The sequence below is a fragment of the Gordonia sp. AC31 genome (genome assembly GCF_031844505.1).
Taxonomy (GTDB): Bacteria; Actinomycetota; Actinomycetes; order Mycobacteriales; family Mycobacteriaceae; genus Gordonia; species Gordonia hongkongensis.
This window is the reverse complement of the sequence record NZ_JAUZVK010000003.1, coordinates 126,549-150,965: the sequence shown is the minus strand read 5'-3', so window position 1 is coordinate 150,965 and position 24,417 is coordinate 126,549. Positions and strand designations below refer to the sequence as shown.

Annotated in this window: 23 protein-coding genes; 14 read left to right on the top strand and 9 right to left on the bottom strand. The window is 65.3% G+C overall.

What is annotated here, in order from left to right; all coding sequences use genetic code 11:
- The first annotated feature begins 155 nt into the window (after positions 1-155).
- The 6 genes from Q9R39_RS05075 (at position 156) to Q9R39_RS05050 (ending at position 5,347) form a co-directional block, all read left to right on the top strand.
- Positions 156-1,331: an acyl-CoA dehydrogenase family protein gene (locus tag Q9R39_RS05075; RefSeq protein WP_055475084.1), complete on the top strand. Its 1,176-nt coding sequence runs from the start codon at positions 156-158 to the stop codon at positions 1,329-1,331.
- Positions 1,332-1,381: 50 nt separating this feature from the next.
- Positions 1,382-1,744: a hypothetical protein gene (locus Q9R39_RS05070; protein ID WP_058250620.1), complete on the top strand. Its 363-nt coding sequence runs from the start codon at positions 1,382-1,384 to the stop codon at positions 1,742-1,744.
- A 76-nt stretch (positions 1,745-1,820) separates the two neighbouring features.
- The gene (locus tag Q9R39_RS05065; RefSeq protein WP_055475082.1) at positions 1,821-3,098 is read left to right on the top strand and encodes a Rieske 2Fe-2S domain-containing protein; all 1,278 of its coding nucleotides are present in this window, start codon (positions 1,821-1,823) and stop codon (positions 3,096-3,098) included.
- On the top strand, positions 3,091-3,588 hold the full coding sequence (locus Q9R39_RS05060) for an aromatic-ring-hydroxylating dioxygenase subunit beta (RefSeq protein WP_055475081.1): 498 nt from the start codon (positions 3,091-3,093) through the stop codon (positions 3,586-3,588). Before Q9R39_RS05065 ends, Q9R39_RS05060 begins: the two co-directional genes overlap by 8 nt.
- 14 nt (positions 3,589-3,602) lie before the next feature.
- Positions 3,603-4,355 (top strand): SDR family NAD(P)-dependent oxidoreductase, encoded by a 753-nt coding sequence (locus Q9R39_RS05055; protein ID WP_058250619.1) that lies wholly within the window; start codon positions 3,603-3,605, stop codon positions 4,353-4,355.
- 41 nt (positions 4,356-4,396) lie between these two features.
- The gene (locus tag Q9R39_RS05050; RefSeq protein WP_058250618.1) at positions 4,397-5,347 is read left to right on the top strand and encodes a PDR/VanB family oxidoreductase; all 951 of its coding nucleotides are present in this window, start codon (positions 4,397-4,399) and stop codon (positions 5,345-5,347) included.
- Between the two features lie 6 nt (positions 5,348-5,353).
- On the opposite strand, the gene Q9R39_RS05045 is transcribed toward Q9R39_RS05050, so the two are convergent.
- Genes Q9R39_RS05045 through Q9R39_RS05035 form a run of 3 tightly spaced genes read right to left on the bottom strand, consistent with a single transcriptional unit; the run spans position 5,354 to position 7,585 of the window.
- Positions 5,354-5,989, bottom strand: coding sequence for a response regulator transcription factor (locus Q9R39_RS05045; RefSeq protein WP_374193855.1), 636 nt, complete (start codon positions 5,987-5,989; stop codon positions 5,354-5,356).
- On the bottom strand, positions 5,986-6,264 hold the full coding sequence (locus tag Q9R39_RS05040; RefSeq protein WP_058250617.1) for a hypothetical protein: 279 nt from the start codon (positions 6,262-6,264) through the stop codon (positions 5,986-5,988). Before Q9R39_RS05040 ends, Q9R39_RS05045 begins: the two co-directional genes overlap by 4 nt.
- A gap of 25 nt (positions 6,265-6,289) precedes the next feature.
- Positions 6,290-7,585, bottom strand: coding sequence for an amidase (locus tag Q9R39_RS05035; RefSeq protein WP_058250616.1), 1,296 nt, complete (start codon positions 7,583-7,585; stop codon positions 6,290-6,292).
- 157 nt (positions 7,586-7,742) lie between these two features.
- Here Q9R39_RS05035 and Q9R39_RS05030 point away from each other — a divergent pair, with 157 nt between their 5' ends.
- From Q9R39_RS05030 to Q9R39_RS05020, 3 genes are read left to right on the top strand one after another with little or no spacing between them, the layout of a single operon-like run.
- Complete coding sequence (locus Q9R39_RS05030; protein WP_058250615.1) at positions 7,743-9,197, top strand: MFS transporter; 1,455 nt, start codon at positions 7,743-7,745, stop codon at positions 9,195-9,197.
- A gap of 39 nt (positions 9,198-9,236) precedes the next feature.
- The gene (locus Q9R39_RS05025; RefSeq protein ID WP_058250865.1) at positions 9,237-10,409 is read left to right on the top strand and encodes a flavin reductase family protein; all 1,173 of its coding nucleotides are present in this window, start codon (positions 9,237-9,239) and stop codon (positions 10,407-10,409) included.
- Positions 10,406-10,963 (top strand): nuclear transport factor 2 family protein, encoded by a 558-nt coding sequence (locus Q9R39_RS05020; RefSeq protein WP_058250614.1) that lies wholly within the window; start codon positions 10,406-10,408, stop codon positions 10,961-10,963. The genes Q9R39_RS05025 and Q9R39_RS05020 overlap by 4 nt, the downstream gene beginning before the upstream one ends.
- A gap of 22 nt (positions 10,964-10,985) precedes the next feature.
- Here the strand turns inward: Q9R39_RS05020 and Q9R39_RS05015 are convergent, their stop codons facing one another.
- A complete protein-coding gene (locus tag Q9R39_RS05015) occupies positions 10,986-11,348 on the bottom strand; it encodes a DoxX family protein (RefSeq protein ID WP_058250613.1) in 363 nt (120 codons plus the stop codon).
- A 155-nt stretch (positions 11,349-11,503) separates the two neighbouring features.
- Here Q9R39_RS05015 and Q9R39_RS05010 point away from each other — a divergent pair, with 155 nt between their 5' ends.
- Entirely contained in the window at positions 11,504-12,352 is an 849-nt protein-coding gene (locus tag Q9R39_RS05010; RefSeq protein ID WP_058250612.1) for a sigma-70 family RNA polymerase sigma factor, read from the top strand.
- 30 nt (positions 12,353-12,382) lie between these two features.
- Here the strand turns inward: Q9R39_RS05010 and Q9R39_RS05005 are convergent, their stop codons facing one another.
- Positions 12,383-14,092 carry a DUF222 domain-containing protein gene (locus Q9R39_RS05005; RefSeq protein WP_311277164.1) on the bottom strand — a complete coding sequence of 570 codons (1,710 nt, stop codon included), beginning with the start codon at positions 14,090-14,092 and terminating at the stop codon, positions 12,383-12,385.
- Between the two features lie 262 nt (positions 14,093-14,354).
- Here Q9R39_RS05005 and Q9R39_RS05000 point away from each other — a divergent pair, with 262 nt between their 5' ends.
- The 4 genes from Q9R39_RS05000 (at position 14,355) to Q9R39_RS24720 (ending at position 16,173) form a co-directional block, all read left to right on the top strand.
- Positions 14,355-14,978 carry a DUF433 domain-containing protein gene (locus tag Q9R39_RS05000; protein WP_211538248.1) on the top strand — a complete coding sequence of 208 codons (624 nt, stop codon included), beginning with the start codon at positions 14,355-14,357 and terminating at the stop codon, positions 14,976-14,978.
- On the top strand, positions 14,905-15,288 hold the full coding sequence (locus Q9R39_RS24730) for a hypothetical protein (RefSeq protein ID WP_374193854.1): 384 nt from the start codon (positions 14,905-14,907) through the stop codon (positions 15,286-15,288). The genes Q9R39_RS05000 and Q9R39_RS24730 overlap by 74 nt, the downstream gene beginning before the upstream one ends.
- A gap of 87 nt (positions 15,289-15,375) precedes the next feature.
- Positions 15,376-15,915, top strand: coding sequence for a hypothetical protein (locus tag Q9R39_RS24725; protein ID WP_396275643.1), 540 nt, complete (start codon positions 15,376-15,378; stop codon positions 15,913-15,915).
- An 81-nt stretch (positions 15,916-15,996) separates the two neighbouring features.
- Positions 15,997-16,173, top strand: coding sequence for a hypothetical protein (locus tag Q9R39_RS24720; RefSeq protein WP_396275642.1), 177 nt, complete (start codon positions 15,997-15,999; stop codon positions 16,171-16,173).
- A gap of 118 nt (positions 16,174-16,291) precedes the next feature.
- Here the strand turns inward: Q9R39_RS24720 and Q9R39_RS04995 are convergent, their stop codons facing one another.
- The 4 genes from Q9R39_RS04995 to Q9R39_RS04980 form a co-directional block, all read right to left on the bottom strand.
- The gene (locus Q9R39_RS04995) at positions 16,292-19,492 is read right to left on the bottom strand and encodes a type I restriction endonuclease subunit R (RefSeq protein WP_211538136.1); all 3,201 of its coding nucleotides are present in this window, start codon (positions 19,490-19,492) and stop codon (positions 16,292-16,294) included.
- 58 nt (positions 19,493-19,550) lie between these two features.
- A complete protein-coding gene (locus tag Q9R39_RS04990; protein ID WP_282958879.1) occupies positions 19,551-20,600 on the bottom strand; it encodes a restriction endonuclease subunit S in 1,050 nt (349 codons plus the stop codon).
- 76 nt (positions 20,601-20,676) lie between these two features.
- Positions 20,677-22,302 carry a class I SAM-dependent DNA methyltransferase gene (locus Q9R39_RS04985; protein WP_211538132.1) on the bottom strand — a complete coding sequence of 542 codons (1,626 nt, stop codon included), beginning with the start codon at positions 22,300-22,302 and terminating at the stop codon, positions 20,677-20,679.
- A gap of 56 nt (positions 22,303-22,358) precedes the next feature.
- Positions 22,359-24,251 (bottom strand): hypothetical protein, encoded by a 1,893-nt coding sequence (locus Q9R39_RS04980; RefSeq protein ID WP_211538130.1) that lies wholly within the window; start codon positions 24,249-24,251, stop codon positions 22,359-22,361.
- Between the last annotated feature and the right edge of the window lie 166 nt (positions 24,252-24,417).

The window sequence follows — 24,417 nt, the reverse complement described above, 5'->3', positions numbered from 1 at the left end:
CCGAGTTCTCGTCTTCGCCCCCGCCACGATGCCATGCAGGTGAGGACACGCAAGTAAGGAATTGCTTACCCGCGGCGCGGGAAATCCCGATACCGCGTCGGGTCCCGCGTCCATAGTGTCGGACTCGAGATCGAGAGTCGATTCCGAACGGAGACATGATGACCGCGGAGAGCCTGACCGAACGGGTGTGTGCGGAACCGGCGGGGGCGGCGCGCGACGCCGCGTTCGACCACGCGCTCGACGTGCTCCGGGATCGTCGGGACGAGTTCAACTCGCAGCGCTACGTGCCCGCCGACTTCATCGCGTTGCTGAAGCGTGCCGGAATGTACCGGGCCTCGACGCCGGCGGCGTTCGGTGGCGAGCCGATGGCACCGTCGGATTTCATGTCGCTGGTCGAACGCATCTCCGCCGTCGACCCTGCCACCGGGTGGGTGTCCAGTTTCGGATCGTCGCTGGTCTACTTCGCCGCGCTGCCGGCCGAGACCCAGCAGAAGATCTACGCGCACGGTCCCGATGTCGCCTACGCGGGCGGGCTGTTCCCCATGCAGGAGGCACAGCGGGTCGACGGCGGCTACCTGTGCTCGGGGGTCTGGCAGTTCGCCAGCGGATGTCGCGGCGCCGACCTCCTCGGGATCGGTCTGGCCGGCGGACCCGAGACCGGCGGCAAACCGCTGACCGCGCTGGTCGATCCGGCCGAGGTCGAGATCGTCGACAACTGGGATGTCGCCGGGATGAAGGCGACCGGCTCCCATGCCATCCGCGCCGACCGCGTGTTCGTGCCCGAGGAGATGACCTTCGTGCGCGGCGGCGCTCCGCAGATCGACGAACCCCTGACCCGGTACCCCGCGCTGGCCTACGCCGCGCAGGTGCTGGCGGTGGTGACCCTCGGCGCGGCCCGGGGCGCCCTCGACTACGCGATCGAGGTCGGCGCGGCGCGGACCTCGATCACCGGAGGTGCCAGCAAGGGCAACCGGCCGGCGTACAAGAGCGGCCTGGCGGTCGCCGAGGCCGAATTGCGTTCGGCGCGAGCGTTCTTCTACGACAGCACCGACCGGGTGTGGGCCAAGGCCGTCGCGGGACAGCACATCTCGACCGACGATCAGGCCCTGTTGCGGTTGAGTGCCACCCACGCCGCGCACGTCGGGCGCAGCGTCGTGCTGCAGGTGTTCGACCTCGCCGGCACCGGGGCCATCTACGAGACCCATCCGCTGCAGCGGTTCCTGCAGGACGCGTTGGTGCCCGCGCAGCACGCGATGCTGCAGACCAACACCTACGAGGCCGCCGGTGCACTGCTTCTCGGCCTCGAGGCCGGAATCCCCAGCTTTCCCTGACCCACCCGTCATCCAGCCCAGACGTCACGACCGCGAGGAGACCATCACCCATGTTCGACGAACCGTTGCGCACGCTGTTCTGTGTCGGGAACAATCAGAACTTCTTCGACCTGCCCAAGGCCGACATCGGTCCGGTGTGGGAGGCCACGATGGAGTTCCTCACGAGTCTGAAGAACCTCGACGGTGTCGAGATCATCGGGACCTTCGACGACGACGCCCACATGGTCGGCCCGTCCGACGGCTGGCCGTGGACGTTCTACGTCCTCGCCGACGTGCGCGACCAGCCGACCGTCCGGGCGGCCTGCAACCTGTTGCGCACCATCATGGTCGGTGAACATGCGCTCTGGAAGTACTTCAAGGTCGAGGCGCGGATGGGACGAGCCCTCACCATCCGCGACGACGTCCCCTCATGAGCACCGCCTCCTGATCTCTCGCGCACCGACAGCCCCTCTCCGCGCCCCGGCGCGGTCGACACACGAAGGAACATCGATGACCACCATCGAGCGGCCGACCCGCGGCTTCGCGGACCTCGCCGAGAAGGACCGCGTCGCCGGTCAGCTGTACACCGATCCCGAGATCTTCGCCGAGGAGATGCGCAAGATCTTCTACCGCACCTGGGTGTGGGTCGCGCACGAGAGCGAGGTCCCCGAGGCGGGCTCGTTCAAGACCACCCAGGTCGGGGATCAACCGGTCATCGTGACACGGGATCGCAAGGGCAACTTCAACACCCTGCTCAACCGGTGCCGGCATCGCGGGGCGACGGTGTGCGACCAGCGCAGCGGCAAGGCCAACGGCTTCACCTGCCCGTACCACAACTGGTCGTACACCCTCGACGGTCGACTGCGCGGCATCCCGTACCCGGACGGTTACGAGGGCGTCGTCGAGAAGAACGACTTCCCCCTGCAGAAGCTGCGCACCGAGAGCTATCTCGGCATGATCTTCGCGACGTTCAACACCGAGATCGAACCGCTCGAAGACCACCTGGGTGATGCGAAGATCTGGATGGAGCGATTCCTGAAGCAGTCCAACGGATTCCCCACCAAGGTCCTCGGCAGTCACAAGTTCCGGTTCAAGGGCAACTGGAAGATCCAGCTCGAGAACACCACCGACGGTTACCACTTCCCGATGGTGCACAAGTCGTGGATGGCCTCTGTCGACGCCGAGACCGCGAACATGATGTCGTTCATGGACGATCCGGCCGCCGAGACGCACGCGCTCGGCAACGGTCACAGCGTCGCGATCATGGCGGCCGCGCACGCGGACCTCGACATCGACGACGGTTCCGAGGAGGTGCAGCCGCGGTTCCAGCATCTCGTCGACGAACTCGCCGAGGCGGGGGAGAGTCCCGAACGCATCCGTCGCTACATGCGCTCGATGCACGGCTGCGGGTTCAACCTCAACATGTTCCCGAACATCGCCATGTCGTCGTCGTTCTTCCGGGTCCTCATCCCGATCAGCGTGGACGTGACCGAGGTGTGGCACATGGCGATCGGCATGGACGGCGGGCCGGAGAGCATCAACCGCGAGCGCTTGCGGATCCACGAGCACTTCCAGGGCCCCTTCGGCTTCGGCAGCCCCGACGACGCCGAGGGATGGGATCGCGTCCAGATCGGCGCCGGTGGCAACCCGAACATGCCGATCCTGGTCAACCGCGGGGAGAACCGCGAGTACACGACCGAAGAGGGTTGGCCCACATCGCATGTCACCGACGAGACGGGGATGCGTGAGTCCTACGCCATGTGGAAGAAGATGATGAGCGATGACTGAATTGCACAGTTTCAACGACCCGCGCGTCCTGCGCGCGATCGCGCTCGTGTGGAAGGAAGCCGAACTCCTCGACGCCAAGGACTACCCGGCGTGGGAGGCCCTCTACACCGATGACGCGCACTACGTCATCCCGATCGATCCCGACACCGACGATTTCGACTCGTCGCTGAACATGGTGTACGACGACCAGCGGATGCGGCGCCTGCGCGTCGAACGGATGATGCAGGGTTACGCACCGTCGGCGGTCGCCGCTGCCCGCACGGTCCGGGTCATCTCGCGGTTCACCGTGTCGGACGTCAGCGACGACACCGTCATCCTGCGGTCCGCGCAGATCCTCAACGCGTTCAAGCGCGATGCCTTCTCGACGATCGGCGCCGAGCTCACCCACACCATCAGCCTCGGTTCCGACGGTAACGACCGGATCAGTCTGAAGGTGGCCCGTCTCATCGACAGCGAGGACGCGGTCAGCGCCTCCGGTTACCTGGTGTGAGGACGGACCTGGACATGAGTTCGACGAACAAGGGGATCGCGGTCGTCACCGGTGCCGCCGGCGGCATGGGTTCGCACATCGCCCGCCGGCTGCACCGGGACGGTCATCGCGTCCTGCTCACCGACATCGCCCTCGATCCGGCCCAGCGCATCGCCGAAGAACTCTCGCCCGACGGGTCGGCCGCACGGGCGGCCGTCCTCGACGTGGCGCACCGGCAGGGTTTCGTCGACGCGCTGGCGCATGTGCAATCCGTCTGGGGCACACCGACGATCGTCGTGAACAACGCGGCATTGACCCAGGCGGCCGATCTCATGACGCTCGACGAGCCGGACTTCACCCGCGTGCTGAACACGAACGTCAACAGCATCTTCTTCGGCTGCCAGGTCTTCGGGGCCGCGATGGCCGACGAGGGGTACGGCCGCATCGTCAACATGGCGTCGCTGGCCGGTCAGAACGGCGGCACCGCCACCGGCGCGCACTATGCCACGTCCAAGGGCGCGATCCTGACGGTCACCAAGATCTTCGCCAAAGAGCTTGCGGCCAAGGGTGTCACGGTCAACGCGATCGCGCCCGGGCCGCACGACCTGCCCGTCGTGAAGGCGACCGTGCCGCCGGAGAAACTCGACGCCGTGATCGCCGGCATCCCCGTCGGGAAGCTGGGCCGCCCCGAGTTCATCGGGGACATGGTCGGCCTGCTGACCGCCGAGAACGCCTTCTTCGTCACGGGTGCGTGCTGGGACGTCAACGGCGGGCTCTTCGTCCGCTGATCGCACCTCGAGAATTATTCGCCACCACCAGGAGCACCGCCATGGCCCTCACCGACGTCGTCGTCTCCGCGATCGTCCAGGAGACCCCGAGCATCAAGACCTTCTACCTGTCGAGGCCCGACGGCTCGACGATGGGGGAGTACACGCCCGGAGCGCACATCGATGTCGTCGGGCCGACCGCCATCACCCGCCAGTACTCGCTGTGCAGCCGGCCCGACGGGCGGGAGTCCTTCGCCGTGGCCGTCAAGCGCGAGGATCAGTCCCGAGGTGGTTCGGCCGCACTGCACGAACTGCGCGTCGGCGACCGGCTGCAGATCAGCGAGCCACGGAACCTGCTCGGGATCGATTCCACGGCAACGCATCACGTCCTGGTGGCGGCCGGCATCGGGATCACCCCGATGCTCAGCATGGCGCGCTACATGGACGTGCACGGGATCAGCTTCGAACTGCACTACTTCGCCCGGACGGTCGATGACGCGGCGTTCCTGCCGCTGCTGCGGGAGCGTTGCCCGGAGAAGCTGCACGCGCATGTCGGCGTCGGTCGTGAGGCCCACGGACCGATTCTGACCGCCGCGCTGGAATCGGCGCCGCAGGGCTCGCATGTCTATGTCTGCGGCCCGGACGGGTTCATGACCAAGGTCCGCGAACTGGCGGAACAGTACATCCCGGCCGACGCGGTCCACTTCGAGAACTTCCACGCCACCGATCAGCCGGATGCGTCGGAGAACACGTCCTTCGACGTCGAACTCGACGGCGAGACCTATCACGTCCCGGCCGACCGGAGCATCGTCGAGGTCCTCGAGGAGAACGGCTGCGACGTCGACACCTCGTGTCAGGAGGGCATCTGCGGTACCTGCATCATGCAGGTCCTCGCCGGTGAGCCCGAGCACCGCGACAACGTGCTGACCAAGGCCGAGCGAGAGTCCGGAGAGGTCATGGCGGTCTGCGTCTCGCGGACCACCGGCGAGAAGATCGTGCTCGACTATTACTGACCCCGATCAAGGGTTGGTCGGCACCTCGACGTCGAACCGCAGGATGTCCCGGACCAGCGTGCTGATGCTGTCGGCGTCGGTCTTGCTCTTGATCCGGGCACGGTGCACGTCCACCGTCTTGACGCTCATGTCGAGGCGGCGGGCGATGTTCTGGCTGGGTAGACCTTCGACGACCAGCGCGAGGATCTCGCGTTCCTGCGGGGTCAACAGCGCGACCTTCGATTCCACCCACCGCTTCTGCGCGTGGGTGCGGAAGCGTTCGACCGCCTTCTCCATCCCCGCCTGGACGGCGTCGAGCAGCCGCTGCGGGTCGTAGGGCTTCTCCAGGAAATCCATCGCGCCGGCCTGCAGGGTGGACACCGACATCCGGATGTCGCCGTGCGCGGAGACGAAGATGATGGCGACGTGCGGTGCTAACTCGTTGAGCTTCTCCTGCAGCCGCGGGCCGCTCATCGTCGGCATGCGGACGTCGAGCACGATGCACGCGGGGGTGTCCCCGGAGTACTGCGCGAGGAAGTCGTCGGCACTGTGGCAGATCCGCGGCGAGATCCCGATGCTGCCGAGCAGCCAGTCGACCGATTCGCAGAGTTCCGGGTCGTCGTCGACGACGTACACCGCCGCGGTCACATCCGATGCGGTCACGTCCACGCCGCGTCGGCCGTCCAGTAGTTCATCCCGACGGCACTCACCTGATGGCGCCACTCCGACGTCCGGTTGAGCCAGGGTTCCTCGCGCCGGACCGACTCGTCGGCCGCCTCCGGGCCGTCGGCCTCGACGGTCCAGTGCACCCAGTTGACCTCCCGGCCGTACTCGTCGTGCACGAACAGGTCGACATGGTGCCAGCCGTAGTTGAAGGTGTCCTCGTAACACGTGAGGAACATCCGGTGGTGCGTCTCGGGACGGGGTTTGACTGTCATGCAGATCTTCTCTCTCGCAACCGGATCAGACCGGGACGACCGGATGGGACCGGAGCTCGTTCTCGAGCACCGCGGCGACCTCGAACAGGGCCGACTCCCGCCCCGGCAAGCCGATCACCTGTAGTCCGAGGGGCATCCCGGAGTCCGTGGTCGCCCCCGGGACGACGACGACCGGGCAGCCGAGCAGCTGCCACGGTCGGCTCAGGACCGGCGACCCGGTCGCGTCGAGGCCGCTCGGTGCGGGGCCGGGTGCGGCGGGACCGACGATCACCGTGTGATCGCCGAGCGTCTCGGCCAGCAGATCCCGCGAGCGGTCGCGGCGGATGAGGGCGGCCGCGTGGTCCGCGGGCCGGACCGCGCGGCCGGCGTCGACGAGGTCGAGCAGCGCGGGGCTGAGCGCGGCCGCATGGTCCCGGACGACATCGTCCAGGGTCTCGGCCGCCTCATGGGACATGACGGTCACGTGGTCGTCGGCCAGGGTGCGGACATGATCGTCGAATTCGAGTGCGCGGGTCTCGACGTCGGCTCGCTCGAGCAGGTCCGGCAGCCGGTCGACCAGGTCTGCCATTGCCGGGTCGATCGGGTGCAGGTCGCTGCCGCCCCACACCACCACGGTCCGGACGGTGGAGCGACCGGGAACGATCGGCGAGCGGCCGGTGAAGGCGGTGTACACGTACTGCAGGTCGGCGATGTCGCGGGTGAGGATGCCCAGCGAGTCCAGCGACTCCGAGAGTCCGGTGACGCCGGACAGATCCGTCGAGCCGTGCGCGAGGACCATGCCCGCGGCGCCGCAGTAGGCGGCCGGCCGGGTCAACGAGCCGGCGGTCTGCGTACCCAGCGCCACCGGGATGACGCCAGCCCCGACGGCGGCGGCCGAACCGCTCGACGACCCGCCCGGCGTGTGCCCGGGGTGGTGCGGATTGCGCGTCGGCCCGGGCGAGAAGTAGCCGAACTCGGTCGTGACCGTCTTGCCCTGGATCACCGCGCCCAGATCGCGAAAACGACTGACACAGGGCGCATCCGACGCCGCCGGCGACGACGACGTGACGGGTGAACCGGCACGGGTCGGCAGACCCTCGACGTCGATGAGGTCCTTGACCCCGAGCGAGACGCCTCGCAGGGGCCGGCGACCCGGTATCCCATCCTGCCGTCGTGCCTCGTCGACGACGCCCGGGGACAGCTCGACCCACGCGCGCAGATCGGTGTCGGTGCCGACGATCTCCTCACGGACCTGTTCCGCGAGAATTTCCGCCGACACCACCTTCTCGTGGACCGCGGTCGCCTGCTCACTGATGGGCTGTTTCCAGTAGGCCGAGCTCACCGTTCCTCCTTCATGTGCTGGGACCAGTCTGCCCTGTCGCGCATCGCGGCGACAGTAAAGATTTCCCTCGTATCCCCGTAGGGACGGGTGGCCATAACGTCGTTGCCAGCCCCCGACAGCCCGGCGTCTTCGCACCCTGCCAGTCCAAGGAAACCCAATGAGCCTCAGAGAACCCGCGGTGACGACGCCGTCGTCGCCGACCGCCCCCGATCGACGAATCGACTTCGGCCGCATGTCGAGACGGGCCTGGATCGTCACCGGCATGCTCGTGCTGTTCCAGATCATCGCCTTCGCCGACAAGGCGGTGCTCGGCCTGGTCTCGGCCGACGCGATGCCCGAACTCGGCTTGACCGCAACCGAATTCGGGTTCATCGGCAGTGCCTTCTTCTTCCTGTACGCGATCGTCTCGGTCGTCACCGGGTTCCTGGCGTCGAAGATCTCGGTGAAGTGGATCCTGTTCGCGATGGGCGTCACCTGGGCGGTGCTGCAATTCCCGATGCTGCTCGGCGGCGGCGCCGCCATCCTGCTGGTGACGCGGATCATCCTCGGCGGCGCCGAGGGACCCGCGACGGCCATGTCGCTCACCTCCGCGCACACCTGGTTCTCGCCCACCCGTCGTGCGCTGCCGTCGAACCTGATCGCCGCCGGCTCCACGCTGGGACCTGTCTTCGCGGCGCCGCTGCTGGCCTGGGTCATCGCCGTGTGGGGTTGGCGCTGGGCGTTCGGTGTTCTGGGAATCATCGGCCTGGTGTGGGTGATCGCCTGGTGGGCGATCGGCGCGGACGGTCCCTACCGTCCCAAGAAGGCCTCGTCGCCGGACGAGCCGGCACTCGACACCGACGAGACGGTTGACGATGCGAAGGAGGTCGCGACCTCCGCGGTCGACGAGCAGAAGCCGGTCAAGATCTGGCGTGCGCTGCTCAGCTTGGCGTTCATCTCCGCCGTGATCGGCGGGGCGTCGAACTTCTGGGTGCAGGGCTTCCTGACGACCTGGCTGCCCCAGTACCTGGGCACCGTGGTCGGGCTGTCGCTCGGTGAGGTCGGTGCGGTGACCACCGTGCCGTGGGTGGTCGGCGCGCTCGTCCTGCTCGGACTGGGTGCGCTCGGGCACCGGATGCTGCACCGGGGGAGTTCGGCACATCGGGCGATCGCCGTCCCGTTCGGCTGCGCCGCGGTCCTGGCCGGGTTGTGCTTCATCGCCATCCAGGCGTCGTCGGGGATCACGGCGGTCGCGCTGCTGTGCCTCGCCGGTGGATGCAGCCTGGCGTTCCCGATGACCGCCACCGCGATCGGTTATGCGGTCGGCGCTCGGCAGCGACCGATCCTCATGGCCACCCTCGGCGGCGTGGCGTCGTTCGGCGCGGTCATCTCGCCGATCCTGGTCGGCTGGCTCATGACCGACGCGGGGTATGTGTCGCCGCCGAAGGGTGAGAAGCCCAGCGCGGAGATGGCCGACAACATGGCGGCCGGCGTGCACCAGGCGTTCACGATCACCGGCATCGTCCTGCTGGTCGGCGGCGCACTGTGCATCGCCTTCCTCCGGCCGGAGCGACTCGGTGCCATTCTGCAGAAGCGTTACGTCCAGGAGCCGGTCGAGGCCCGGTCCGCCTGAGTGCCCGACCACCGCGACGATTCGATCCCAGGAGAAGACATGTCCGACAATGTGATCAGTGCCATCGACCCAGGCATCTTCCGAAATGTGATGGGGCACTATCCCACCGGCGTGGTCGTGGTGACGGGACGCGGTGACGACGGCTCCGTGCTGGCCATGGTCGTCGGGACTTTCAGCTCGGTGTCGATGGACCCGCCGTTGGTGTCCTTCATGCCGATGAAGACCTCGCGCACCTTCGAGAAGATGCGGGCCTGCGAGTCGTTGTGCATCAACATCCTCGGCGGTGAACAGGAGGACGTCGTCCTCACCATCGCGCAGCGTTGGGAGGACAAGCTCGCGGGCATCGACTGGTTCCCTTCGCCGTCGGGCGATCCGGTTCTCGCGGATTCGGTGGCCTGGATCGACACCCGCATCAGCAACGTCGTCGAAGCAGGCGATCACTGGATAACGCTCTGTGAGGTGCGGGATCTGGCCGTGACCAACCCGGTGTCGCCGCTGATCTTCTTCCAGGGTGGTTACGGCAGTTTCGTGTCGACGTCCCTGATGGCCCGGATGGACCACGAGATCCTGCCGACGATCCATGCCGCACACGCGGCGCGCCCGCAGGTGGAGGCATTGGCGACGTCCGTCGGCTGCGAGGTGTCGGTCCTCACCGCGGTCAGCCGCGACGAGATGGCCGTCGTGTTGTCGGCCACCGCGCCGGGCGTCGACCGTGACGAAGGCCTCGCGTACCGCATCCCGATGGTGCCGCCCATCGGGGACACGTACGTGTTCGACCAGGACGACGAGACCCGGGAGCGGTGGCTGGCGAAGCTCCGGCATGCCGACGATGATGTGCGACAGGTACATCGCGACCGTCTCGACTTCGTGCGGCGGCACGGTTACCTGGTGTCCTTTCTGCCCGATGCCTCATCGACTGCGTACGAGGAGATGCGAGAGGCGACGAAATCCTATGAGCGGGGCCGGTTGACGCCTTCGCAGGAACGCGAGATCTGCGAGTCCATCGGGAAGTCGGCCGTCGACTATCGCCTCCGCGAGGTGCGACCCGATCAGACCTATGACGTCGGTTCCGTCGTGCTGCCGATCCGGGACGCACGTGGCGGATACTCGATGACGCTCCGGTTGTCGCAGTTGCCGCTGGGCGTGAACGGCTCTGAGGTCGAGGCCTGGATCTCGGAGGCGCGTGCGGTGGTCGAGGTGCTTGGCCGATGAGCGACGACGATGCCAGGATCTCGGCGCTCGTCGCGCGGGTCGAGATTCTGGAGGCCGAAGCCGAGATCCGACGAATCCAGGCTCGATACATGTTCCTCTGTGACACCCCGTGTCCCGAACCCGGTCTCGCGGATGACGCCGAGCGCATCGAGCGCATCCTGGACCTCTACACCGACGACGCGGTGTGGGAGGGCGTCGGCGAGTACTACGACGGACAGTTCGGGCGTGCCGAGGGCAAGCCGGAGATCCGCGAACACTTCCAGCGCTTCTGGGATGAGAAGCGGGACCCGGCACTGGTGCTCAACGCGCACTACCTGACTTCGGAGCAGGTCCATGTCGACGGCGATGACGCCGAGGGACAGTGGATTCACATGCAGCCGTGGCTCTTCGGCGACGGCTCGGCCCTGTTGCGGTCGAGTCGGCTGAACAACGCCTTTCGCAAGCACGACGGCCGGTGGCGGATCACTCGTACCCGCACCGAGAACGTCTTCATCGCGCCGCTTCCCGACGGATTCGCCGAGAGCTACCCCTCGGCGTCGGCGTTGATGGGCTGAGGCGTTCGACGCCGGTGACGGGTCACGCGCCTGTGGTCAGTCGGATCATGTAGACCGTAGCCGCCACGCCGAGGAGCAGGAAGGCGCCCGGGAACGCGATGTTGTAGAAGACGCGGGCCCGCACATGGGCGATGACCGCGCCGACGAAGAACAGAGTGAGCCCGGTTCCGGCGGCGACGCCGATCCAGGGTTCGATCGTCAACCCGAGGACAAGCCCTGCTGCTCCGGCGGCCTTGAGTGTCGCGAGGTGGGGCAGGAACCGAGGTGGGACGTGGACCTCGGCCGAATTGGCCAGCACGAACTCGGCCCGGGCGAAGTCGGCGATGGCGATACCGCCATTGGCCACGATGCAGATGATCGTGGCGACGAACAGGGTGGTGGTCATCGCCGGGGGCCCTTCGCTGGTCGGGTTCCGCCGCGCGGTGGCCGGGTCGGTACGGTCGACATGTGTCCTCCTCTGAGGTGGGTTGTCGGATGGACGATGTGAGTGTGGTGCTCTCATCCGTACCGACGTCCTACCCCACGAGAAGGTGACATCCGGTGGTACCGACCTCAGAGTTCGAAGATCTACGACCGCAGCTGACCGCCATGGCGTTCCGGATGCTCGGCTCGATCCACGACGCCGAGGACGCCGTGCAGAGCACGTGGCTCAACTCGCTGCGTGTCGACGGCACCGAGATCCGCAACCCTGCCGCATGGTTGACGACAACACTCACCCGGGTGTGTCTCGATCAGTTGCGCGCCCGCGGCAGACGACAGGAAGATCCGCTGTTCGCCGACGCTCTCCCCGCGGAGGCTGTCGCGGCCGACGAGCTCTACCTGCAGCGCGAGAACGTGTCACGTGCGCTGATGGTGGTCCTCGATCGGTTGACGCCGTCGCAACGCGTGGCCTATGTGCTGCATGACCTCTTTGCGGTTCCGTTCGGTGAGGTCGCAACGATCCTCGACACCAGTGTGGACGGTGCGAAGAAGCATGCGAGCCGGGCACGCGGACGGATCGCGTCTTCGCGGTTGAACTCCGAGCTGGACCCTGAACTGCCGTCGGGTGATGCGTCCCTGGTCGTCGACGCCTTTCTGGCCGCGGCGCGCGGCGGCAGTCTTGATGCGATGGTCGCGCTGTTGGGCGAGGATTGCATCCGTGTCGCCGACCGGTCACTGGTACCGCCGGACACACCGACCGTGGTCCGGGGCGCCCGGGCGGTCGCGGAGGAGACCCGATTCTTCGCCGACCGTATCCGGGCAAGCACGCCGATGTGGCTGGGAGGTCGGATGGTTCATGTGATCGCACCGGGCGGTCACCCGCTCGCCGTCATCGACATCGCCGTGAAGGGTGGGCGAGTCGTGCGGATCGACATTCGTCGCATGACGTCACCCGCCGTGTCCAGGTAGTCCTGACCGGCGATGTGGCCTCTGCGGTGTTCAGAAGGGCGGCGGGTTGGCGTCGTTCCAGCGCTTCTCGGCGCGTTGGTGGCGTCGGAAGTCGTTGTCGCGCTGCGTGTCGAGTCTGTCGCGGGCGGGATGATCGGGTGACCGTCTGGGGAAGAGCTTGTTGAACAGGTCGCGTCCGCTGAAGGCGTTGCCGACGAACATGTGCCCGGTGGGGGTGGTGAACCAGGCGGTGCGGGACTCGTCTTGGTGGTCCTGCCAGCTGGTGAAGGTCTTGATGCGGTGATGGAACCGGCACAGCGGTTTGAGGTTGCGCGCATCGGTCGGGCCACCGCGACGCGGGTCGGTGTGATCGAAGGGTTCGGTGTGGTCGAGATCGATCTGCCAGACCGGGGCGTTGCAGCCGGGGAAGGTGCAGCACAGTTCGCCGGCGCGCACCAGCGCCTGGAGCTTCTTCGAGGGGGTGTATCGCGTTGTCGAACTGTCCGCGTCGGGAGCCGGTGAACCGTCGGGTGCGTCGGGTGCGGGATGGATGTAGGTGCGGCGGGCTTCGGCGAGGAGTGTTCGGGCGGTGTCGGCGTCGATGATGCCGTGGCGGTCGAGGAAAGCGGGGTCGTTGTCGAGACCGAACAGGGTCGACAGGTTCACCACGATGTGAAAGGTCGCGCGCGGCGCCAGCGATGACGACGGCGACGCGTCCGGACCCGGAGGGTCGGCGACAACCGTGTCGCTGTCCGGGGTGTTGGTGTCATCGTTCCCGGAGTGGCGCGCGGGTGCCTCAGTCGTGTGGTCGGCGGTGTCCACTGTCGCTGCGTCGACGTCCCCGGTGGTGTCGGCTTCAATGTCCATTGCGGCAGGTCGGCAGTCGTCGCATTCGCACGCGATAGAAGCTTCGCCCCGCGCGAGCGCTTTCAGAGCATCGACCCGGCGGTTGGCCAACTTTCGAGGGTCGCCGGCGTGGACCGCGGTGGCCATCGCCGTCAGGCGGGCGTCGAACTCGGCGGCATCAGCATGGGGCAGCGTGCCGGAGATCCGGGACTGCCCGGGTGTGAAGCGGTCGGGGGTGACGGTCACCTTGCGGTCGGATTTCACTCGCTCCTTGCGTCGGCGGATCGCGTCGGGTGCCCACTTGGCGACGATGGAATCGACCATGGCGGTGAACCGGGCCGTGGACATCGGTGCGCGGGCGAAGATCGCTTCGGCGAGATGGGCGTCGACGGTCTGCATCTCCTCGTCGTCGGTGATGAGGTCGGTGCGTTTGAGGGCGATGAGGAAGCGGCGCTTGTCGATTCGACCGCACGCGAGTGCGTGTCCGGTGAAGGAGAGTCGGTAGCGCAGTGCGTCGCCGGCTTCGATGAGGTTTTTCGCCTCAGCCGGTGTCACGGTGAGGGTGGCACCGACTTCGGCGATGGCCTGCTCGAGACCGTTGGGCCCGAACTGCTCGTAGGGGTTCTCGCCGGCAGCCACTCGCGCGGACAGGTGCTCGAAGGCTTCGATGGAGTCGAGTTCGCCGCTGTGCGTCTCGGCGCGCCGCTGGGCGTAGTCCATCTCGCGTTCATCGTGAATGAGGCTGGCAACGACCATCATTCGATGCGCGGACGCCGCCGCCAGGCCGGCGCAGTGATTCAAGACCTCGATGAGTTCAGAAGCGGAGAGTTCATGGTCGGGACGAAAGCGTGGCTCGACCGACTCCTGTGATGGGTCCACCGATGTGGTGGATCCGGCCCCCGCCCCCGATGACATGCCACCACTATACTCGAACATGCGTTCGAGTCAAGTGTTGATTATCAACTTCCTCAGACTCTTGTCGAATGAAATCACGACGCACCGACAGGTCGGAGGGTGCTCACTGCCTACCGCAGTTGGTGTGCAGACTCCTCAGAGCTGCTCACGGTGCCATCATGGTGTGGCTACAACCGACAACTTGTAGTCCAGGGTCAGGCGGGAGGTAGAACGCAGCGTGACCACCATCGGCGATCCTCGCTTTGATGCAGGCATTCTCACCATGAGCGATGCGGCTCGCTATCTAGCCATCAGTCAGCAGACGTTTCACCGGTGGGCGAAAGGCTACGACCGTGGGGAACCGCTTCTACATGTGGTGGACGCGCCACAGCGACAAGCAAACGTGTCCTTCATCGCCCTGACCGAGGCATACGTACTCGACGCCCTTCGCAGCGCAGGCGTTCACGTTCGCAAGATCCGTCCCGCGCTCGAGCAGCTGCAACGGGACTTCGGTCGTGACTACGTGCTGACAGCGCCGAATCTGGCCACAGGCGGTGTTGATGTCCTGTGGGACTTCGCCAAGACCCGAGCCGGTGCCGGGCTCATCGAAGCGCGATCCGGGCAGAATGTCATCCGCGAGATCGTCCAGGACTACATCTCATATGTCAGTTGGGACGGTGAGCATCCGAACCGCCTACAACTACGCGAATGGGAGCCGGAGAAGGTCATCGTCGACCCAGATGTTGCGTTCGGGCAGCCTCGGTTCGGAGCATCAGGACCTCGCCTTGCGGACGTCGCTGCAATGCTGAAAGCCGGAGAGGACGGCGAGGTCGTTGCCGAGGAGTTCGACATCTCGAGATCCCAGGTTCGAACCGCCGCCCGCGTCCTCCTGGGCCGCACCGCCTGAGTTCTATCTGGACGAGAATATCGCCGGCAGGACCTTGCGGCGATCGATCGAAGAGCTCGGCTATATCGTCCATACTCCGGCTGCGGTGTACGGAACTCGCGCGGCAGCCGAGGGGACGCCAGATGAACGCTGGCTCCGTGATGTCGGCCGGAACGGGTGGGCGGCAATAGGTCGGGACACCACAATTCTCGTCACGCCCTCGGAATTGCAGGCCTACAAGCGCGCTCGCATCCACCTGTTCCTGTTTCACGGTCAGGCAACCAGGCAGCAGCTGGTTGATACCCTCCACGCGAACCTGCGCGACATCTGAACGCACTGCATGAGCGGCACCCCGTCCGTGTGGCGCGTCTTCGGTGACCCACGCCCGCGTCTCGAGCAGTTGATGTAGCCGTCGTCGTTGGCCTCCAGGCGTGACGTCAGCGATGTCCATGGGGCGGGCGATGCGGACAAGGCGTGGGTCCTGCGTGATCTCGCGTACCTCAAACGACGGGTCGATGTCCTCGGTGAAACGTTCGACGACCAGAGAACCGTTGCTGTCGAACCCGATTCGGTGATGAGTCAATCTTGTGGTGAACTTCCAGACGGCCATCTCTTCGATGTCGGTGGTGACAGAGTCTTCGCACTGGACGCATTCCAGTGCCTCGTCGCTGTCCGGGTCGTCGGTGTGTTCGTCGCACGGCTTCCACTCGGAGGTGACGAGATACCCGGGGGTCCACAGTGTGGCGTCGGTCGGAGGCCATTCGACCGAGTACCACTCGCCAGGGGCGACGCCGTACGCGCTGGCGGCTTCGTCGAGGGCGATCTTGCGGTCGGCTTCGGTCCATACGACCCGGGGCGGAATCGCCACGTCTTCGATGGGATCGATTCCGGCGTAGTCGGCGGGATCGCCGAGCAGTTCGGTATCGGTGGCATCCTGCTGACTTGCCGGACCACCTGAGCGGTGCGAGTCGAGCGTCGCTGCTTCGGCTGTCGCCGCGTCGATCTCGGCTGCGAGATACGCAGCGGAGTTCATCCGCTCATGAACCGATTTCGCTGGGATCCGCGAGACGAGCTCGTCGATCACTGCTTGGTCGGCGGCGTACAGCACTTCGGAAACCTGGCGCAGAGCGGTTTTTCCATCCTGCACCGGGATTTCGGACGCCTTGGAGTCCCACGTTTTGGTGGCGATCTGATCGCGCCGGTCAAGCATGTCTGACACGAGCGAACTGATGTCGTCTGCGGACGTCGTGTCAGGGAGGAGCGACAGCTCCCTCAGATCGGAGATGACACGCGTGAATCGATCGCGTGCATCAGAAGACCAATCGATCCAGCGCTCAGTCATCGTCGTCTCCCGGGGCGTTCTCTGCTGCGAACCTAGGTGCCATCATCTCCATCTGCTCGAACACCGTGGTGATGGCGGCCGGCTGCTTGTCCGGCGGGTATTTGTACTTGACCAGCAAGCGTTTGATGGAGGACCGCAGTTTCGCGCGCACGTCGTCGCGGACGGTCCAGTCGAATTTGGTGTCGCGCTGCATGATCCGGACCAGCTCGCGCGCGATTTGGGCGAGGACTTCGTCGCCCTGGAACTCGACCGCCGACTCGTTCTTCGCAACGGCGTCGTAGAAGGCGAGTTCGTCCTCGCTCAGAGCGGGTGAGAAGCGTTCACCGCGGCTTCCCTCCGCCGCCACTTCTTTGGCCATCGCGATGAGCTCGGCGATGACTTCGGCGGAGGTGATCTGTTGGTTTGTGTAGCGCTTCATCAGATCGGTGATCCGCTCGGAGAAGTCACGCTGCCGAACGACGTTGTTCCGCGTTGCACGCGCCGATTCCTCGGTCAGGGTCGCGCGAAGCGCTTCGATCGCCAGGTGCGGGTTGGTGGCGGCCTTGGCCTTGGTCTCGAAGTCGGGCCCGAGGTCGGACAACGACGGCTTGGGAAGTCCTGCCGCGTCGTAGATGTCGACGATCTCACCGCTCGCGGTGGAGCGCGCCACCAAGGACGACAGCAGGCGTTTGATCTCCTCCGGAACCGGGCGACCTTCGGCCTGCCGGTCGGCGGCGTCGAACTTGCCCATCCAGACGCGGACTTCTTCATAGAACTGGACCGTCGGCCGCAACTCGCCGAGCGACTTCTCTCCACCGGCTAGTGCCCAGGCTCTTGCGAGATGGGCGGAGAGGGAGCGGTAGCGTCCGCCGAGAGTCTCCTCGTCTTCGGACCCTGCGTTGCCCGGGGTTTCGGGCGAGCGCAGGTACTCGGTCAGGCCGACGGCCGCTTTCATCCACCCGCGGTCGGGGTCCTTGGCCTTGCTTCGCCAGTCGTATCCGGAGCACACGTCATCGAGTTGTGCGAGCAGCTGCTGGGTGAGTGCGACCGCCTCGTCGATGTTCCGGCCGACCGGTTGCTGTGCCTGGTCGGTCTCGGTGTATTCGGCGAGTGCCTTGTGCAGGTTGTCGGCCAGGGGCGCGTACGCGACGAGCAAACCGGACGGCTTTCCTCGAAAGGTCCGGTTCACGCGCGCCAAGGTCTGCATGAGCAGTGCGCCCTTGAGAGGACGATCGAGATACAGCGTGTGCAACGGAGGCGCGTCGAAGCCGGTGAGCATCATGTCCTTGACAATGACGATTTGCAGCTCGTCATCGGCGTCCTTCAGTCGCTTCTGGATTATCTTGTTCTGTGCATCCCGCCGAACGTGCTTTGCGACGAGGCCCTGGTCCTTGGCGCTTCCGGAGTAGACGACCTTGATGATTCCTCGGTCGACCGCGTCGTCGTGCCACTCCGGACGGAGTGTGACGATCTCCTCGTAGAGCCGGGCGGCGATGTCACGGGTGGCGGTGACGACGAACGCCTTACCGGGGGTCGAGATGAAGGTCTCGAGGGATGCCGACCGGCCGTCCCAGTGTTCGACGATGTCGGCAGCGAGTGCTTTGACGCGTTCAGGAGCGCCGTACACCGCGTTGATGACGGCCACGGACTTCTCGATCTGAGCGCGTTCGGCGTCGTCGAGGCCGCGAGTTGCTTCGTCGGCGGCGCGGTCGAGATCGTCCTCGGTCACTTCGTCGGTGAGTCCGACCTTGATCAGTCGCGGCTCGAAGTAGACCGGCACGGTGGCGCCGTCGTCGACGGCCCGGGTGAGGTCGTAGATGTCGATATAGGGGCCGAAGACCTCTCGGGTGTTGCGTTCGGCGAACGAGATCGGGGTGCCGGTGAACGCGATCAGAGTCGCGTGCGGCACCGCATCGGCGAGATGTCGGGCGTATCCGTCGAGGTCGTCATAGTGACTACGGTGCGCCTCGTCGACGACGACGATCACATTGCGACGGTCGGTCAACAACGGGTGGTCGGCGCCCGCCTCGCGCTCGGCTTGTGTCCGACTGAACTTCTGCAGGGTGGTGAAGTAAATGCCGCCGGTCGTTCGGTTCGACAGTTCATCCCGCAGTTGTTCTCGCGAAGTAACTTTCACCGGCGATTCGTCGAGGAGTTCGGACCGGTTGAAGGTCTCGAATAGTTGTCCGTCGAGTTCACGTCGGTCGGTCACCACGACGATGGTCGGGTTCTTGAGCTTCGGTTGACGTGCCACGAGATGCGCGTAGAGCTCCATCTCCATGGACTTGCCCGACCCCTGGGTGTGCCACACGACGCCGGCCTTGCCGTTGCTCTCCGCAGCCGCAACGGTGTTCCCGACGGCCTTGGTGACCGCGAAGTACTGATGCGGCTTCGCGATTCGCTTCAGGTAGCCGTCGGCGCCGGCGTCGAAGGCGGTGAAGTTGCGCAGAATCTGCAGAAAGCGTTCCGAATTGAACACGCCGTCGATGAGGTACTCGAGTTCGAGGCCGAGCTTGTCGGGATCGTTCGAGTGGCCCGACGCGATGGGCTTGCCGTCGTCATCGACGTTCCACGGTGCGAAGTGCTCCAGCGGCGTGAACGGTGTGCCGTACCGGGCGGTGATTCCGTCACTGATCACCGAGATGACAGCGAACCGGAACACCATCGGGAATTCGTGCAGATAGGTCCGGAGCTGAGCGTGGGCCGACGCGAGGTCGGCCTGCGCCGAACCTGCCTGTTTGAGTTCGAAGAACGCAACCGGGAGACCGTTGAGGTACACGACGACATCGAATCGACGCTGGTGCTCCGAGTTGCGCACGGTCACCTGCTGGACCGCGAGCATCTCGTTGTCCTCTGGGCGAGCACCGATAAGACGGATGGTCGGGGTCTGCTCGAGGCCTTCGTGATCGACGTAGGAGATGCCTCGGAAACCCTTGACGAGGATCTCGTGCAGCCGATGATTCTCCGCCAGTGGGTCTCCCGACTCAGGAGCGAGAATGGCCGCCCTCGCCTGAACGAGATATTCGTAGGGCACATCGGGATTCAGCTCTCGCATCTTCGTGAGAAGCCGGTCGGGGAGGACGATGTCGTCCCACGCCGTACGACCGTCCTCGGTGCCCGGTGCGATCTCGGAGCCGTGTGTCGGCTGCCACTCCTGGTCAGCCAGCCACTCGAGTGCCAACGTCTCCCACTCGGATTCGGGAATCATACTCATCTAGTGGTCCTCCGACTGTCGATGTCCGCGGATGTCGATGCCCCCGCGTCGGTGTGTGTTAGACGATGTCTTCGATGGTGCCCTCGACGTCCTTGACTGTCACCCTTCCAGACATCAGCAGGGGGAGGAGCTGGTCGCGGGTTTGGGCGAGACAGCGGGTTTGCTCTCGTAGGGATTTCGCGAGCTCGAAGTCGCGCTCGAGCCGCCTCGCCAGCTGTTCTGCGTCCGAGCCGAGAGGCACTCTCAAATACTGGCCATACGCTTCATCGCGATTGAGGCCCGGTACAGCCGAATCCGAATTGAGTTCACTCAGTCTGGCGGCGCGAAGCGCGTAGTAGAGAATGTACGGCGACACGCCAGGCTTGGGAACCACATAGTAGGTGGTGTCGATTGGAAAGTGCGGGCCGTCAGACCAATAGAGTGCGCCGACCGTGCCCTTTCTACCGACAACAATTCCGGGGCCGTCGACCAGCGCCGTGTCGTGGGTGCCGACCGCACCGCCGCTGCCATAAACAGTGACAATCCCGGTCGTCCTCGATGCGACGGGGAGTGCTTTTCCATACAAGAAATCTGCGACCGTGCGAACTGTGCTCGGCGCAACAGTCAACGCTTGCTGGTTGACCGCCGCCTCGCCGAGATTGTCAAGGAGACGGCCTACCCGCTCATTCGCCGCGATCTTGTCGTCGAGAACGCCGAGGACATCCGCGATCTCCTTCTGCTTGACAGCATCCGGAACCTCGATTGCCATCTTGTCAACTCGAGTGATGTAGATGTGCTTGATGGTCGAACCATCTGCGTCCGCAGCCATTGCTGTTTGGTATCTCGGAGCCTGCAAAAGGTACGCCAGAAATCGTGGGTTGACGTCTGACTTTGGCTGCAGGAGGGCAACTGACTGATTGATACAGATGTCGTCCCGATCGCATACGGCAACGCGGCCAATACTTCCATCCTTGGTCAAGAGGATGTCTCCGACTCGTGGCCGACTCTTGTCGGTTAACCTTTCTCGGAACGCTTCAGCGGACGTATGGCGCACGGTGCTGTAGTCAATGCGGCCTCCCCGGATGTCTTTCGCAGTCACCATGGTGGGTCCGGAGTCTGTAGTCGGCATCGGGTTGGTGAAACCGTACGTGATGCGTGTCAAGAGGTCGCCAAGCTGGACCTGTTGCCACGAGGTATTTTGTGACTTAACCATGAAGCCGCTCCATCTGCGCGCGAACAACCTTCTCCAGCCGCGTGGATTCATCGAGAGCGGCAAACAGCTCCGTCCGGAGGCGAGCGACCTTCTCATCGATCGGCTCGCCGTCATCCTCGACCTCGCGTGCGTCCACGTACCGCCCGGGCGTCAGCGCATAGCCCGCAGCCTTGATTTCCTCGAGCGTCGCCGACTTGCAGAACCCCGGGACGTCCTCGTAATCGACCTCTTTCTCGGCAGCCGAGGTGGACCCGCGCCAGGCGTGGAACGTATCGCTGATCTTGACAATCTCCTCGTCGGTCAACGCGCGTTCCGCGCGGTCGATCATGTAGCCCATCTCGCGGGCGTCGATGAACAAGACCTGTCCGCTTCGGTCGACTGACCCCTGCTTGCCCTTCGTCTTGTCCTTCGCGAAGAACCAGAGGCACACAGGGATTCCGGTGCTACGGAACAGCTGCGTCGGTAGCGCGATCATGCACGACACCAGGTCGGCATCTACGATCTGGGCGCGTATCTCGCCCTCGCCGTTGTTGTTCGACGACATCGATCCGTTCGCCAGCACGACGCCCGCCTTGCCGCCAGGAGCCAGCTTCGACAAAATGTGCTGCAACCAGGCGTAGTTGGCGTTCCTCGCAGGCGGAACGCCGTACCGCCATCGGGGATCCTCCTCGTTCCTGGACCAGTCCTTGATGTTGAACGGCGGATTGGCCATCACATAGTCCATTTGAAGATCCGCGTGCTGATCCCGTGCGAACGTGTCACCCCACCGAGCGCCGAGACCATTGTTGTCGATGCCGTGGATCGCGAGATTCATCTTCGCCATCCGCCATGTCTCCTCGATGGCCTCCTGGCCATAGACCGAGACCTGTTTCGGGTCGCCGTCGTGCTCGTAGATGAACTGCTCGGTCTGCACAAACATGCCACCCGAGCCACAGCATGGGTCGTAGACGCGACCCTTCGAGGGCTCGAGGACCTCGACGATCACCCGGACGACGCTGCGCGGGGTGAAGAACTCGCCGCCCCGCTTTCCTTCCGCACGAGCGAAGTTGCCCAGGAAGTACTCGTAGACCTCACCCATCAGGTCACGCGCCTTGTGTTCACCTTGGCGGCTGAACCGGGCGCTGTTGAACAGGTCAACGAGCTCGCCGAGGCGACGCTGATCGATGTTGTCGCGGTTGTAGATCCGGGGGAGCGTACCCGCGAGCGACTTGTTGGCGGCGATGACCGCGTCCATCGCCTCGTCAATCAATTGGCCGATGTTCTTGTCTGGCGAACCGTCGTCGGAGGCGAGACCCTTGGCGTTGTCCGCCAGAAATGACCAGCGTGCGATCGGCGGGACCACGAAGACCCCGGCACCCTGGTACTCGCCGGCGTCGTCGATGACATCGGCTATCTGCGACTCGTCGAAACCGTCATCGGCCAGTTCGCGTCGGATGTCTTCTCGACGTTCGTCGTACGCATCCGAGACGTACTTGAGGAAGACCAGCCCCAGGATCACGTCCTTGTACTGACTCGCCGACAGCGACCCGCGGAGCTTGTCCGCCGCTTTCCACAGTGTGTCCTTGAGCTCTTTCATCGTCGACGGAGCCGACGGCTCTGCCTTGCGCCTCGCGGCCATTGGTGGTTCCTCTCTATCGAAGCTGCGGTTGGGACAGGGGAGCGGTCATCGACCACTCATCCCCGCCCCGCCGTTGTCCTCACGGCCGTTATGCCCGGTGTGGTTTCGGTGGTGTCAAGGGAGATGTCGCCGGCGGCGACGCCATCGATGAGCGCGACGGTCAGTTCTCTGGCGGCCGCCACCTTTCGCTCGACGGCGCGCTGGTAGTCCGCGACGTCGGCGAGAGCTCGTTCGAGTTGGTCGGACTCGGTGGAGGTGAGCCCGGGTACACGCCAGGTCTGCCACTCGGAGCCGGGTTCGCATCGCGAGTTGATGATCGCCGCGAGCGTGTGGGGACCGAGCGGCGCCCGCGGGTCGATTCGCAGGAGCTTCGCTGGAGCCTTCACGAGCGACCCGCCCACGTTGTCGATGACCGCGTGCGGGACCGGCTTCTCGACGAACACGATGTCGCCCGGATCGGTTCGTCGGGCGCGTGGATAGCGTTGCGCCGCATCGAACGGATCGAAGCGTAGCGTTCCCTCCGGCAAGACAATCACCGTTCCATGTGGGTCGGCATCCGACTCGTCGAAGCGGTTTCCCGAGCGCACCGTGATGAGTTTGCTCTCCTGTAACTCGGCTAGCGACTGATCGTGCGTCCGGAACCGTCCGGACGCTGCCTTGATGAGCACGTCCACCGTGCGTGCGGGAGTCGACGTCTGCAGCGTGGCGTGGTGGACACGGTCAGCGTGGTCGGCGAGCGCGCGGGATCGGAGGCGCGGCGCACTGGTCCCGCGGGGAACGACCGTGCCGCTTCCCCGGATCGCGATCAATTCGCGCGACCGAAAATACCGGTGGGCGCGCCGGGCATCCCGGTCGAGGATCGCGGTGACGTCGCTGGCGAGGTCGCCCAGGTCGTCGACGGAGAACCTGTCCAGGTCGGCAGTGCCGATGAGGTCCGAATCCGTCCCGCCCCGACAGATCCACAAAGCCTGGCTTTGCCGATGTGCCTCGCGCCAGAGACCGCGCGGAAGGCGTAGTGCCGCAACGACACTGCCGAGCTTGAGCGTCTCGGATCGGCGGATCTGCAAGTCGCCGGCGAGGTGATCGGTGAGCGCGGCCGCCGGTGCCATGACCACCGCGACGTCGCCGTCCCGCAGATCGAGAAGGAGTGCATCCACAGCTTCGAGCACATCGCACACCTCGGACCCGATGAGCGAGGCGACAACTGCGCCGCGTGCCTGTACGGCGGTGCTCACGTCGACTCTCGCGATCGCCGCTCGCCGCCGGAGATCCCGGGCCTCGCTGTCGGTGCCCCGGACGACCAGCTCCGACGCCAGGTCGGCGCACGCGAGCGCCAGGGTCGGGTCGCCGGCCGGGACGATGGACACATCTGCGTCGAGGTGCGCCACTGCGGCGCCGACAACTCCGCGGACGAGACCCAGAGCGTCGGGGGTCAGGTCGCGTACGCCGCGTGCTCTGCCCAACCGTCCTCGCTCCAGACGCGTCAGCGCATCAGGTGTGCCCAGGGAGGCGTCGACGAGCTGCTCGGTGAACCGCACCGAATCCGATGTTGCCGTGAACGCGTCGATTTCGCGTCGGATCAGTTGATCGTCAGGGTCGACTCGCGCGGCCGCAGTGGTCAGTTCGCCGTGTGATGCATCCGCGAAGTCGACGCCTGACAACGCGTACAGAGCCAGTAGGCAAACGACATCGTCGAACCGGACGTGCTCCGGCACTGCCAGAGCGTCGACGTCCAGATGTTGTTCGGCGCGGTTCTTGCCACGACCCGTTCGGTCGAGCCACTCCACGATCTCGGTGCGGTCGAAATGTTCGATGCCACCGATCGTCGAGACCGCAGTAGGGAAGGGGAACGACTCGCCGCGCACGATCGGGCGTTTGCGCCACTGGCTGACTGCCGGCCGCGTTACTCTCGCAAGGTCGGCGATGTCCTGCATCGTCAGTGTGGTCATTGCGGTCACCTCCTCGCCCTTGTCGACTGCTCATCGTTTCCCGGAGAACACTACCCAGCCGGCACTTGTACAGGTTCGTCTCACTGTTAAGGCGGCTTAACAGTGAAATAGTATCGGCAAACGGCGGCCCCGGCGCAGTCTGTGTTCGGCAGCCGATCCCCTTGGT